At 65.4% G+C, this 13,238-nt stretch carries 11 protein-coding genes; 2 read left to right on the top strand and 9 right to left on the bottom strand.

The window, feature by feature from the left end:
* Positions 1-19: 19 nt before the first annotated feature.
* The 9 genes from PGN23_RS07475 to PGN23_RS07435 form a co-directional block, all read right to left on the bottom strand.
* Positions 20-2,662 carry a GAP1-N1 domain-containing protein gene (locus PGN23_RS07475; protein WP_335302273.1) on the bottom strand — a complete coding sequence of 881 codons (2,643 nt, stop codon included), beginning with the start codon at positions 2,660-2,662 and terminating at the stop codon, positions 20-22.
* A gap of 1 nt (position 2,663) precedes the next feature.
* On the bottom strand, positions 2,664-3,509 hold the full coding sequence (locus tag PGN23_RS07470) for a hypothetical protein (protein ID WP_335302272.1): 846 nt from the start codon (positions 3,507-3,509) through the stop codon (positions 2,664-2,666).
* Positions 3,506-4,453, bottom strand: coding sequence for a TRAFAC clade GTPase domain-containing protein (locus tag PGN23_RS07465; protein WP_335302271.1), 948 nt, complete (start codon positions 4,451-4,453; stop codon positions 3,506-3,508). The genes PGN23_RS07470 and PGN23_RS07465 overlap by 4 nt, the downstream gene beginning before the upstream one ends.
* A gap of 68 nt (positions 4,454-4,521) precedes the next feature.
* Entirely contained in the window at positions 4,522-5,550 is a 1,029-nt protein-coding gene (locus PGN23_RS07460; RefSeq protein WP_335302270.1) for a GTPase-associated system all-helical protein GASH, read from the bottom strand.
* Positions 5,547-6,908 (bottom strand): metallophosphoesterase, encoded by a 1,362-nt coding sequence (locus PGN23_RS07455; protein WP_335302269.1) that lies wholly within the window; start codon positions 6,906-6,908, stop codon positions 5,547-5,549. The genes PGN23_RS07460 and PGN23_RS07455 overlap by 4 nt, the downstream gene beginning before the upstream one ends.
* Positions 6,909-7,359: 451 nt before the next feature.
* A complete protein-coding gene (locus tag PGN23_RS07450) occupies positions 7,360-7,758 on the bottom strand; it encodes a lysozyme inhibitor LprI family protein (protein ID WP_335302268.1) in 399 nt (132 codons plus the stop codon).
* 36 nt (positions 7,759-7,794) lie between these two features.
* Positions 7,795-8,271, bottom strand: coding sequence for a hypothetical protein (locus PGN23_RS07445; protein WP_335302267.1), 477 nt, complete (start codon positions 8,269-8,271; stop codon positions 7,795-7,797).
* Between the two features lie 12 nt (positions 8,272-8,283).
* Positions 8,284-8,997 carry a hypothetical protein gene (locus tag PGN23_RS07440; protein WP_335302266.1) on the bottom strand — a complete coding sequence of 238 codons (714 nt, stop codon included), beginning with the start codon at positions 8,995-8,997 and terminating at the stop codon, positions 8,284-8,286.
* Positions 8,998-9,018: 21 nt separating this feature from the next.
* A complete protein-coding gene (locus tag PGN23_RS07435) occupies positions 9,019-11,214 on the bottom strand; it encodes a S8 family serine peptidase (RefSeq protein ID WP_335302265.1) in 2,196 nt (731 codons plus the stop codon).
* A 523-nt stretch (positions 11,215-11,737) separates the two neighbouring features.
* On the opposite strand from PGN23_RS07435, the gene PGN23_RS07430 reads away from it, so the two are divergent.
* Together PGN23_RS07430 and PGN23_RS07425 are read left to right on the top strand one after the other, a co-directional pair.
* Complete coding sequence (locus PGN23_RS07430; protein WP_335302264.1) at positions 11,738-12,871, top strand: DNA N-6-adenine-methyltransferase; 1,134 nt, start codon at positions 11,738-11,740, stop codon at positions 12,869-12,871.
* A 78-nt stretch (positions 12,872-12,949) separates the two neighbouring features.
* On the top strand, positions 12,950-13,171 hold the full coding sequence (locus PGN23_RS07425) for a hypothetical protein (protein WP_335302263.1): 222 nt from the start codon (positions 12,950-12,952) through the stop codon (positions 13,169-13,171).
* Positions 13,172-13,238: the final 67 nt, after the last annotated feature.

The raw sequence follows: 13,238 nt of genomic DNA, 5'->3' as shown, positions 1-13,238 counted from the left end.
CGCTCAGATCACTTAGACTCTAGTCGCGCCAGTCATACTTGGACGTGCCATCCTCGCGAATCGCAGCAACCGCCTTCTGAATCGTGACGCGGCAGCCGTCCGGGAGCCGAGCCAAGTCGCCGACAACCCTGCTCAAGTATCCCTCCCCGCCGTTGGTCTTGGCGGTCTTGCGCAATATTCGACCGATATCGTCGCACCTGCATGCAGTAAGAGCGAGATCGCCGGGTGCCCAGGCGGACGACATGAACGCCGTGACAAGCTCTTGACGTGCCGCCTTGCAGCGATCCCAGTCAAAAAATGGTATGAACTTCAGGAGATCGGGGACTTCATCCTTTTTGCGGAGTTCGCGGTAGATCATCGGGAAGGCGGCCGCGACGATTAGAGAGACGGGATCCCGAGGTTGCCGCATCAACATCGGCAGCAGGTGTCCTGCAGCCAAGACAGCCGCACGCGGCGTTACCTTCTCTGCCTCGAACAGAATGTGGGCGCATGCCTCGGCAGCAGACGCGTCGAGGTCGAACGCCTGCCGACCCCGGAGCACCTCGGCTACTTCGTTGACGGACCAGACGACACGGAGCCGGGCGGGCTGCGTAGCTTTGCGGAATGCCTTCAGGTTACGACCGGCGACATTGGCGGGAACGGTGCGTGAGACACCGAGCCGCGCCGCCCAGGCGCCGTCGAGCTCGTCGCCGACCGCACTCAGCATCGCAGTCACGAAGCCCAGCTCATCTCCCCCGAAGTGTCCGCCGAGGGTGCGTTCGAGCGCCCGACGCGCCAACTGCACCCGATCTTTCCCATCCGTCGTATCGAAGACCCTCAGGGCCACGCTGACGAATGCCTCGAGCGGTAGCGAGTCTATCATCATGAACCTGCGCAGTAGATCCGGCGCCCGGCGTTCGGCGGCGGTGACCGCTCGCTCGCTCACACGGCTGTCGTCCATGATGGAGCCGAGCTGGCGGTCGTCGGCCCGCCGAAGAAGGTCTACCAGCAGGTCGGCGATCACGTCCCCGTTCAATCCTGACTGCCGGACCAGCCAGACGCTGTCGTCGTTCGACGGGTCGATGGCCTCCCTCAGCAGCTCATTTCGGGATCCGGTATCCGGCAGCCCGGCCAGCGCGGTCAGCACGGCAGACTTCGACCCCAACCCCCGCGCGAACGAGATACAATGCCGCACCAAGCCGGGAGCATCTAGACCGCCGGCCAGCCCTAAATGCGTCACCTCGGCCGCCAGCTGGTTAGCGTCGAGTCTGGCAAACAGCGGTCCCGCCGCTGGGAGCTGCCAGTCGTGTAGCAGCAGCGGGAGCATCTCGCCACTCACCGCATCCGCCGTTCCCTGGTCGAGTTCGGGAAGAACCACCCCCAAACGCTCGATCAGGTCCCGATCGTCGGCGACGCTGGCCGCGAGATGGCCGCTGCTCGACACCAGCGCGCCCAGCACAGGCGCCGGCGCGGACAGCAGCGCGCGCACCGCACGCGGCGAGAGCCCGTTCCCGATGCCATCTGCGATGATCGGCACCAGCGGCGCCACAATCCCCCGTTCGTCGGATTGAGACACGAGCGCGATCGCACCTTCGGGCGACCGCTGCGCAAGTTTGCCGATCGAGGAGCGAACGGCCGCCGAGCCCTCCACCATGGATCGCCCGTGCATCTTGCGCGTGATTGCCCCAAGGAATCCCCATGCCTCGTCATCGGGCAGCGATACCGCGGCGCTCCGGATGGCTTGTCCGAGCGTTGGTTCCAAGGCCTTGAGCGCGGATGCTTCGCGGACCTTTCCTGAATTCGCGATGTCGAGCAGCCCAAGCGCGGCAGTTGGCGTTGTATCGAGCTTCGCCAGCAGTTCGTCCCAAAGGAGCGCGATTCGAAGCGCGGCGGCTTTGTCGACCAAACTCCCCTCTCCACCGACGAGACCGATCTCGTCCGACGTCAGGAGTCGCGGCCTCGGCCCCTGAAAGACGCGGTCGACGATCGAACTGGTCCACCGATGGCGCGCGGACACCGGAGCCCCACCGTCGATCCGCCGACCCGCCCAATCGGCGAACTTCGATCGCGCGTCCTTGGGCGCGAAGACCAGATCGAAGTCGCGACCGCCGACCTTTCGCGGCGACAAGGCGAACGTCGACAATGCGAACTCTCGACGCATTGCTGGCCACAAGGCGGTGAGAAGCCGCGTGGCGACAATCTCAGGATCTGAAACGTCGAACGCCACAACCGGGACGCTGTCCTCGAGGAAGAGCGCTTCCAGAAGCTCGCTTCCCTCAAAGTGGGTCGTCGGTGGCAGCGGCCTGTCAGTGGCCGCAGGCAATGGTGCCGCGGTTGCGTCACCGTCTGTGGGTAGATAATCGAGCTTCAGCAGGTCAAGATACGGCAGGATGCTCTCGGCTGCCGACCATTCGGTAATGTCGATGATGAGGCTGACCGTGCGGACACACCCCGCCCGGGTAACGGTCAAATCCTGCCAAGTTCGCGCGAGCACGTATTTATCCCTGCTCGGCAACGGATAGGCTGTGAGATAGGGTTCAAAGCGCTCGCGCGGGCGCAGGGGTCCAGCGACGTCCGACAGGCGGTCGATCGTCGACTGATCCTCCTTCGGGAGCCGCACGGACGCCGCCAGCAACTGGTGACCCTGGCGATACCCGTGAACCTGGCGCTCGACGGTATTCACATCAGGTGCCGACGACCCAGGCTACCGGCAACGTCAGGTCCGGATCACGCGTCCATAAGCCCTTCTCATCTTGGTCGGACACCCAGCCGCGGCCATCAAGCCCGCCTTCCTGAACGGCGTCACGACATTCCTCGTCCGTCTTCAGGTCGCCACCGACCACGCTCAGCCCGAAGACGCGGACGTTAAGCCGCTCGACATCATCCAGCCTTCCAGCGAGCAGGGGATACTCGCGCTCAAGGTAGGCCTGGGGGCCAGCCGCGAACTTTTCGGCATCGACGGCGTCCCAGGCGCTGACCACAATCGCCACGCGCGGGCGGCTTCCATCGGACCGATCGACGAGTGAAACCTCCAAGAACCGGAGCAGTTCGCACAACATCACCTGAGTAGGGAGGCTGGGGTCATCCGGTGTGCCCAGCTTGGCCATCATCCTCTTCGACGTGACCCAATCGAGCGGTCGGACATCCTGATCAGACCCGACGCGGACGAACAGCAACGCGCCATCGGCTCGCGTGAGCTCATCCATCCAGTCGACGGCGATCTCCGAATCCTCGACCGCGCGCAACCAGAGCTCACCTGAGATGTCAGGGATGACGATTGTCGTCTCCGGTCCGCCCTTACGCTCTGCGACAACTACCTCAAAGTCACGACGGGAGTCGGCAAGCTCGGATCGTGGCGCGAAATGTCCGGAATTGAGGTGGTCGGTCACCTCGAGGACAAACGTTATGTCGGTCGGCTGATGCGCAGCTTGAAGACGGCCCATCTTCGCATCTAGTGCGGGCCAAGCGCGACCGACATAGTTAGTCTTGCCCGAATCCGGCCCGCCGATAAGCACAACCGAACGGCTCATCGGTCCCTCCTAAATGCGAGATACGCCCTTGCACCGTCGGAAGGGGATATCGACGGCCAAAAGTCAGGCGCCGCGCGCGGTGTCCCGACCGTCGCGGCGATGAGATCGTCGATCCCGAACCCCGCCCTCACCGCATTGTTTTCTGAAAACGGAGCGACTTGCACAACCGTGAACTCGACGTCACGACGCTGAAGTTCCGTCAAAAGACGGGTAGACACGGTTTGCGCCAACTCACCACTGTCGCGATGGGTCACCACGATCACCAGTCGCGGCACAGCACCATCGAAGAGCGCCTTCAACCGCTCGGCCAGCTGCCCGACCCGAGATATTGCTCCTTGGCGACGTTCCTTGTCGGCGAGCGCACGGCCATCGACTACGATCCACAACGCCTCGGCCGACTTCATGAAGCCGAACCTCTCCGCCTGCGCACTGCTGATCAGCTTGGTGGTCCATTCACCCGGCAGATCCGGCAGGGCGAAATCGACGCGCCGACCGTCGCTTTTCCGGACCAGTCGTAGGTGGAGGAAGCCCGGACGCCTATCGTCGGACATCTCGGTGTGCACGGTCATCTGGTCGGGCGGCGTCCCGGCGTTCCAGTCGCGCGCGCCGCGCGCAATGTCCTCGAACGCCATCAGGCTACGACTGTCGGCGAACGTCCAGCCGGTGAGCGTCGCATTCGCGACGAGAAGGTATATGCTCGCCAGGCACGCGGTCTTGCCGGAATCCGGATCGCCGAGAATCCCGACCATGGTCACGTAACGGGACGCCATCATGTCGGATATGACGTCAGGACCGAGCGTGTGGCTGGATGGAAACGACGCCGTGCTCGAAGGGCGTTCCAGCACCGCTCCGCCGATTTCGTCTGCCTCCGGCAAGGCATCAGTGCCATGCGAAGCGCCGACTGCGTCACCCCCGACCGTGCCGACCCGATGGTCGCAGGTCACTGGGTCTCGCTCAAGCGCACACACGCCCGTCTCCCCGACCGCGCAGCCGTCGAAGTTGCAGGCTGCGCTCACTGGTTGAGGGCTCCCGTCGACATCATCCTAGTCAGCGCTCCTTCAAGCAATGCTCGCGCACCCCAGATCGACGCTGGCCGCTTGACGTCCGAACCAGCGCCATTGGCTCCACCGGTCGAGATCGCATGGAGCAATGGGAAAACAGTGGGGTGAGCGTCAACGTTGTTAACTACGAACCCAGAGACGAGCCGCTCTCGATCATCGCCGATCTCGGCCAGCAGTCCCGCTAGGTCGAGTTCGGGATCGGCGTCTACTGTGCGTAGAACGAGGTCCCGATGGACCTCTGCAGGAAAGCGGCGGAGCAACACGGTCGCCTCGATTCCGGAGGCAACCAGCCTCAACGGTTCCGACATGCCGCCCAGCGGGCGTCCTACCAACCGGCTGCGCGCGAGGAGCGACCACCACATGAAGTCCAGTTCCTCGCGGTCTAGCGCAGCGTTCCGACGAAGTGCGTTGATCGTGCCGAGCGCCGCATCCTGAAAATTGTTCGTGACGGTCCCACTCTCAATCTCAACAGTCAGGGCGCCCATGCCCGGAACAGTGTCGCGCTCGCGTGCCCTTTCGGCACTGGCGACGCTCCGACGCCGAGCGAGGTCAAGGACCTCTTGCCGCAGATTCTCGCGCTTCTCGTCCTGAAGTACGGGCTGGAAAGCCAGTGCCAGCCACAACGCGTTGGAGTAGACGTCCACCGTCGTCCAACCGTTGGTGTTGGGATGAGATGACAGCATCGTCACTGCGGCCATGCCGGCAACGACCCCCACCTCAAGTGGTCGCTCGTTGTACAGGAAAGCTGACGCCTTCTTCTGAACCGCCTTCTGCACCTCGGTGCCAAGTTGCTCGCCGGGCGTGCCATCACCGCCAAGCGCCTCGGCAATTTCCGCGGACTTAGAGACGATCTGGCTCGAGTCTTTAAACTTCAACCATGCGGACGAGAGCGCCGACGCCGCCGCCCGACGAGAATCCACGTCCTCGTTGGTCGGCACCATCCCCGTTATGCGCATATGCACCGAAATATTGTCCGTCACGCGTCCCCGTCCTTTCGTTCTGATATCTTCCCGTCGATCATCGCCACAACGTCAGACAGCCGGCCCTGATTCACTAGCCAGTCGAACAGCCTCCGCTCGACGCCTTGCGTCATGCGTTCGTCTGAGTCCGGGGGAATCGCATCCAGATCGACGAGGATGCGCAGCCGCTCGCTCTCGACCAGATCACGGAAGAAGCGCAAAAGCGCGAGTTCGTAGCCCTTGGCGGTCGGCGGCACGGACGGGTCCTCCCCTTGCTCGACGAACGCGGTTTCGGCACGAACCTCCTCCGCTATAGGCTCGCGTTCGACGATCTCCCCGCCGACGGCATCGCCCGGCCGTCCAGCGGCAGGCGGCCCTGCCTTCTTGAAGTTGGGGCAGCCGAGGAAGAAACGCGGATCCTTGCCGCCCAACCGCTTGTCATCTGCCTCGAAGCACGTCCCGGTTGGGTTCCAAGCACGCGGATGCATGGTCACGGCCAACGCGTCGGTCGCCTCGTCCCAGTCGAACTCAATCACATTGTAGGTGTAGGTGAAGACGTTGTCTGACTTGAAGGGCACCGCGGCACCGGCGGCGAGCATCATCACGTCGCAACCGTCCGACACGGGCACGACATCAACCTTGGGGTCGTGCTCGTGCCCGGAGATGAACACACGCGACCTACTATAGACATAGTCGCGCACCTCGTCGGCGTCCTTACACCAGTGGAGTGGGTGGTGGACAAGAACTACGTTCTCCTCTCCGACATGTCGAGGCAGCGTGAACTGCCGCGAGCCGATCATCAGTTCGGGATCGTCCTCCTTCTCACGACCCGTGCACAGCAGCGACGAGTTGAGCCGAACAAACCGGATCCACCGGTTCGGACCGACCTCGATGCGGAGGTTGGACGCGAATTTCGCTTCGTCATCAAGGCCGCAGCGATACCCGAAGCTGAACCTGTTGTAGTCTTCAAACCGGGCCAACAACGTCGCCCGGTCGGTCGGGTTCGATATGACTTTCTCGTATTCCGCCGGACCACCACCACGGATATAGTCGAGCAGCGCGGTGCCGCCGATCGAAAGCTTGTTCCTGTCTAGATCGTGGTTCCCCGGCACCATCTGAACGCGGTGGATGGGACAGCTGATGCGCTCGGCAAGTTCGTCGAGCCATAACGCCGCCGCATCATACTGCTCGGCCGTCCCTGAGTAGGCGATGTCACCGGTTACCAAGATCCCCTGCGCCACACCGCCGGGCAGCGATGCGACGAGTTCGCCCGCGTCTTCGATCAATTGCATCTTCACATCGTCGTGAATGTGGACCGAGTGGTCCCGCTCCTGACCGAAGTGGATATCGGATACGTGTACGAAGATCGCCGGCATCATTCCCCCATCGCGCCGAGCCCTGGCCGCAATGGCAGATGTAGTTGCTGTTCCGTTCCATTTCTATCGTCATCGGCCGCTGACGGAGAAAATCTACCGGTGGAGCTGAAAATCAGAAGATGACGCTGGGGGGGTTCCAGCGACGGTTAGCGCCCAGCTGGTACGTGATTCAAGCGAGAGGCATACCGCGTCCGACGTCGATTTGTCTGGAAGAGCAGGTTGACCATCAATGAAGGCTTGCAGCGCGCTTCTCGCCCTAACCTAGCGGCTAGCTTTAGGCGCTGCGCCAATGACTCTGAACGACTGACCGTAGGCGTGAAGCCGCGGAAGAGAGGGCAATGAACGAAGGGTCGCTTACGCCATACAGGCACCCGAAAGCAGACGGGCGGCTCGCTTCACCACGAACGCGCGTCGGATTTCGCCAGTGATACCTGCCGGCTGTCCCGAGGGTCGGTCAATAACTAGCCCTCGGCTTCGGCAGGATGGGCGGCGTGCTGTCGGCGTAGGTCAGCCAGTTGCGCCAGACCGTCGCGGTGCGAGCTTCGGCGAGGGTGATCCGGCAACCCAGGTTCATGGCACCGCGGATCGTGCCCTGACCCCATGAGTCGTAGACGGCATCGCACTCCGCGTCACGATAGGCGATCCAAGCCCGTTCCGCCGCGCGCAGCTTCGCCAGGGCGGCCGTATCCTGTTGCTCCGTCAATCGCTTCGTTGCCGCTGCATAGTATCGATTGAGCTCGGCATCGGCACGGGCCAGATCGGCGGCGAGGCATTGCTCGACTTCGCGCGTCGTCGAGCCGTCACATGGATTTCTGGCCGCCGACAGCAGCGCGGCGATGATGATGATCGACATACCTCTTTCCCCTACGGCCAGCCGACGCGATTTGATCTACAATGTTTCTACCCGATCCGCCGCCCCTGGTTCTCTGGCGATCGCCCGGATGGTCACCCGGTCCACCAACACCTGCACGGCCCAAGCCGCTACCGCCAGCGCCACCCACGGCCAGCCGCGAGTCAGCCATATGTCGAAGTGGAAGCCATTCGCCGGCAGCGTCAGCCCACAGGCGATGACCGCCAACCACTTAAGGCTGTTCATGGCGAAGGACGCGCCGCTCATGATCCACAGCTTCGCGCGCGACGATCCCGGTCGCCATACCGCCCACAGCAGCAGCGCAGCAGGCGCGCCGAGGCCTGCCCACACCGTCCACTCCGGCCCGAGGTTCACCTTCGCGACCATCGCGGCGACGAACGACATCGCGCCCAGCAGCAGGATCAGCGGCAGCGCGCGGAAGAAGCCGGTGGCGTTGAGCACGCCCACCAGCATCAACAGCGCGACGATCGCGACGGCTCCGATGACAGCGATCATGATTGTGCGCCCTCAGAAGGCCGCCCGGTCGGTTTTGGGCGCCGCGCGATCGACCGCCGCGGCGAAGGCCCGCTCGCGGTCGCGATCCTGCTCGGTGCCGTCCTGTAGCCGGATCGTGTTGTCGTTGTAGACGACAGACGCGGTCAGGTTCGGCAGCGCCCCGGGCCGACGCTGGAACGGCGTGATCGTGCCGCAGACGGATTTGAGCGGCGCGCTGCACCAGGCGAGCGTCATGCCCTGATCCCGGCTGCCATCGGGCTTGCCGTATTTTGCGGTGACCTGCCGCAGGAAGACATCACCCTTCATCACATCCTGTGGTATCGTCAGAAAGACGCTGGTGACGGTCGACCCGCCGTTGGGCACGGCGGTCAGCCCGACGGTGATCGTCTCGCGGTTCGGGCCGACGCCCTGGAGCTGTGTCATCACCCGGTCGGTCATTGCCGGCGATGTAGCGGCGCCAGTGCGACGCCGTGCCGCCTCTGCACGGACACGGGCCGCGAAACTCGGGCCATAGCTCACGCCGTTGGTCGCGGGCATCGCATAGCCAGCCTTGATGAGTGCGGCCCGTGCTTCGCTCGCCGACATGCCGAGCCTGACCCCGGCCACGTCGAGCGGAAACGCCGCCGTCTCCGCGCCGCTGACGGCCTGAGGTGTCGCCGCAGCCGGCGGCCCAGCGGCGGTGGCGGCGGCGATTACGATGGCCGCGGCTGTGAGCGTCTTCTTCATGGTTCCTGCTCCTGGTTTCGTTCAGCGGATGGCGATGGTGACGAAGCCGGCGGTGTCGGACGCGCCCGCGACGTGGCCCGCGTCGAAGGCGTGGGCGAGACCGAACCGCAGCGATGACGAAGGCGACAGTGCGGTCGACCAGCCCAGTTCGAGGTCCAGCTCGCGAGCATCAGGGGCGAGATCGACCGCGACGGTGCGGGTCGCGAGCGCACCGCTGACGAGGTCGAACGACACCGGCGCGAGCAGCATCGCGCGGGCGCGCTCGACCTGAAGCGGCGAGGACAGCCCGAGCGTCGCGCGACCGCCGAAGAGGCCGCGTGCACCCTCCAGCACGAAGGCGCTACCGATCAGCGGTCCGCCGAAGCGCAGCAGGTTCGAGCCCCCCGACGCCCGTGTCGAGGAGGCGGTGGCGCGGGCGGTGAGGTCGACGCCTGCCAGCGTGTGGCGATAGATCAGCGTGGCGAGCGTGGTCCGCGCGCCGGTCAGGCCGAGCGTCGCGTCACCGCGCATGCCGAGGACTTGGCCACGTTCGGCCAGATCAGACAGTTCGACCCCGAGGCCCAGCGGCATGGCGAAGCCAATGACCTGTTGCCGGAGGCGGCCGTCCCGAGACGTCCCGCTCGAAAAGGAGGCCGACCAACCCCCGCCGGACCATACCGACATGCTGCCGACCGGCATCGACGCGATGCCGCGCAGCGGCGAACCCGCCAGTCCGGTCCCGCCGCCGATCGCGACGTTGGTGCCAAGCGTGACCTGCTGCCCGGCGGCAGGCGCGAAGGAGACGACGGCCGGCATGGCGGGACGAAGCCCTGAATAGGCGCCGACGTTGGTCGCGAAGCCGAAGCGTGCGGCTTCTGTCCGCGCCGCGTGCCAGAAAACATCCGTCTGCCCGACCATCGCGCCGGCAAGCAGACCCGACCCGCGAGCGCGCACGCCGGTCGAGGCTACCATCCCATAGTCCCGGCCGTAGCGGTCAAACACCGTCATGCCACCGACCTGATCGGTCAGTGTCGTCGCCGCGGCCGATCCTCCGAATGGCGCGGAGGTCGTCAGCGAGGAATAGCGCGTCAGCACCGCATCGGCCGCCGCGAACGATGAAGCGGGCGCCTGCGCCTGCATCGCCTTCTCGACGTTCAGGATGCCCGCACCGAACACGGCGTCGACGCCGGGCGCCCCGGCATCGGTGGCGGTGTCGAGCAGGATGCGGCTGATCGCCTTGCCGCCCAGCTGCGGCCAATACTGTTTGAGCAACGCTGCCGCCCCGGCGACCGCCGGTGCGGCGAAGCTGTTGCCAGTGACGCTGACGACGTTACCGTCCTTGTCGACGACCTCGACGTTGTTGCCGCCGGCCGCGAGCATCCGGTCGGCGAGTGGGCCGGCATTGCCGTTGGCGCTGCGCGGGTTGCCGTTCTGGTCGACCCCGATCGCGAACAGGAACCAGTCCTTGTTGGCGCTGTCGGTGCCGACGAAGTTCTCCGCGAACTGGCCGGTGAAGCTGTCCTGCCCGGTGGCGTTGTCGACGGAATTGACCAGCAGCCGGTCGGCGAGGCGTACCTGATCCATCGCGGCGCGCTGGTCCTGCGCGATCTGCCCCGTGCCGAAGCCGTTGAGCGACAGGACGCTGACGAACGCGCCCTTTTCGACGGCATAGCGGATCGCCGGCGCGATCAGCATCGCGTTCGCGCTTCCGCTCTCCGGGATCGGCCCGGTGCCGCCGGCGGTCTGGCCCGACAGGTCAGCACCGACGATCTTGAGCGCCAGCAGCGTCGCCTCGGGTGCAACCCCCTGCGGCCCCGATCCGTTGCGCGCCGCCAGCGCGACCGAGGCGACGGTCGTCCCGTGGCCCTGTTTGTCATCGATCGCATAGGGCGCCAGCGTCTCAGCCGCGCAGGTGCCGCAGCGCGCGACGCGCTGTTCGAAGCCCGTGCTGTCCGCCGAGATGCGCCCTGCGAATTCGGGCGTCGCGCGGTTGATGCCGGTGTCGAGCACCGCGATCGTCACGCCCTTGCCGGTGATGCCGCGGTCATAGGCGTAGGCGGCCTTGGCGATCACTACCGCGCCCGAGGCCTTGTATTCGGCGCTGTCGGCGGACGATGTCGGTGTAGGGCTCGGTGCGGGTGTGGGTGCCGGGGTGGAGGTCGGCGGCGCGGTCGATCCGCCAGAGTTGACGCCACCGCCGCCGCCACAGGCGGCAAGCAGCAGCCCCGCCGAGATCACCGATATGTTTGCTATGCGCGCATGGCACTCGCGCTTCCGTCGATCAACACCCAACGCCCGAACCCCCGTTCGCGTCGGTGCCGGTCGGCTCCAGCCGGCGGCACCGCCTCATGTAAAAATCGAGGCGGTGCCGGCCCAAAAGCCGGGAGGTGACAACCTGCGGTAAGACAGGCGCGAGTGTCTTTAGGCTTGCGCCCTGGACATACACACCCGCTTCCCGGCCGAACGGATTCGGGCCGGGCTTACGGCTACTTACCGACGAGGTTGTCACGCCTCGGTCCGCCTGCTGGCGAACGGGCGTTGATTAGGCGATCTGCCCGCCTGTCGGCAACGCAAATCTTCGCGACGCGATGTCGACTGTTCCTGACATGGTAAAGAGATGTTTACTTTTGTCGCAAACACACGACATTCTTCTTGCGTTTTAGCGAAGTAATGGAGCCCGTGCCCTCGCAATTCGGGCAAGTATTGACCCAGCGTATAGGGCTGCTCATATCGACCAGGATATGAACCCTTTTGGTATCTGATGTTGATCGCTGCGCTCATCGAGGCCCGCAGGTCGGCGGGCGTGTCGCAGACGGCGCTCGCGGCGCGCATCGGCGTGCCGTTGCAGAAGATCAAGCGGCTCGAGCGGGGCGTCGGTTCGGTCGAGACCCTTGTCGCGGTGATGATCGCAACCGACTTCCGGCTGACCGGTCTCGGGCCGGGCAACACCCTTGGCGAGAAACTGCGCGCCAGCCGGCTTCGGCGTGGCTGGACGCTGGAGAAGGCGGCGTCACGCGCGCGCATGTCGCGCACGACGCTCGCCAGCCTCGAGCGCGGCGGCGGATCGGTCGCCAGCCTGCTCCGCCTGTTGACCGTGCTCGCGCCTCAGGCCCGGCGCCGGGCACAGGAACGCGTTTACTGGAGCGAGGGCGATAAAGCGGACCGCGACATCCGCTTCACCCCGCCCGAGTTCCTGGCGAAGGTCCACCATGCGTTCGGCGCGATCGACCTTGACCCGTGCGGTCATGCGCTGAGCCCGGTGGTCGCGAAGCGCCGCATCCTGCTCGAAGAAGGCGGCGACGGGTTCGTCGACGACTGGTCGGGCGGGCTCGCCTTCGTCAATCCTCCTTTCAGCGAAACGCTGCGCTGGCTGAAACGCGCGCATGACCAATGGTCGTGCGGGAATGTCGGCAGCGTCGTCTGCCTCGTCCCCGCGCGCACCGACTCCCGCTGGTTCCACGAAACGTTGACCGTCGAGGCCGACATCTTCCTCCTGCGGGGCCGGGTGCGTTTCGCCGACATCCGCGGCCGGTCGCAGCACACGCCCCATTCGTTGATGCTGGTGGCATTCGGTAGCTCGACCGAGCAGCGGGCACGCTGGGCGGAGATCGCCGAGGGGTATTGGCTGGCCCGCTCGCACGGGCTCGCCTCACTACCAGATCGGCCAGTCGTTGATGACGACGCGGCCCGCGACATCGACACCGCGCTCGACCAGCCGGCGCAGGCGCGCCTCGGCGCGGGCGATGCCCTGCTCGGCGTCCGCGTCAGCGGGCTTGAAGGGCAGGTGGACGATCTCCGCCGGCGCGAGGCGGAAGCTGCCACGCACGTGCGGCTGGGGCAGCAGCAGCGCGCGCGACCCGGTCTTCGACAGCCACAGCCGGCAGCCGGGGTGTGAGAAGCAGATCCGGTCGCGCGGCACGAAGATCGAGATGTCGGTCATCACGGTGTCGCCCGCCTGCTCCTCGAAGGTGAGGTGGACGAGGTCGGCCTGCGCGTCGCAGGCCATCTGCCCCAGCCGGAGCCGCGCGAACTGATCGAGGCGCTCACCTGCGAGCAGCGCCGCGGACGGCCGCAGCGTGCGGTTGCCCAGGAGCATCGTGGAGACGGCGGCGAGGTGAGCGCGGGCGGCGGCGGTGTTGGTCATCTGGTTCTTCCCGATTTCTCATCCCCCAATCGGGGACACTTCATCGGTTGATCCCCCTCCGGCGGGCACCGGCCCGCCCCGGCCGAGGGCACCCGCGACGCCTGTCGCGGATGCTCGG

Source organism: Sphingomonas adhaesiva (assembly GCF_036946125.1).
GTDB classification, from domain to species: domain Bacteria; phylum Pseudomonadota; class Alphaproteobacteria; order Sphingomonadales; family Sphingomonadaceae; genus Sphingomonas; species Sphingomonas adhaesiva_A.
Note: the sequence above shows the minus strand (reverse complement) of the source record. Positions and strands in the feature narration are given on the sequence as shown.

What these genes read in the sequence shown, in the direction of transcription:
- PGN23_RS07470 (WP_335302272.1), bottom strand. Translation starts at nt 3,509, where the DNA reads ATGAGCCGTTCGGTTGTGCTTATCGGCGGGCCGGATTCGGGCAAGACT.
- PGN23_RS07455 (WP_335302269.1), bottom strand. Translation starts at nt 6,908, where the DNA reads ATGATGCCGGCGATCTTCGTACACGTATCCGATATCCACTTCGGTCAG.
- PGN23_RS07450 (WP_335302268.1), bottom strand. Translation starts at nt 7,758, where the DNA reads ATGTCGATCATCATCATCGCCGCGCTGCTGTCGGCGGCCAGAAATCCA.
- PGN23_RS07445 (WP_335302267.1), bottom strand. Translation starts at nt 8,271, where the DNA reads ATGATCGCTGTCATCGGAGCCGTCGCGATCGTCGCGCTGTTGATGCTG.
- PGN23_RS07440 (WP_335302266.1), bottom strand. Translation starts at nt 8,997, where the DNA reads ATGAAGAAGACGCTCACAGCCGCGGCCATCGTAATCGCCGCCGCCACC.
- PGN23_RS07430 (WP_335302264.1), top strand. Translation starts at nt 11,738, where the DNA reads ATGTTGATCGCTGCGCTCATCGAGGCCCGCAGGTCGGCGGGCGTGTCG.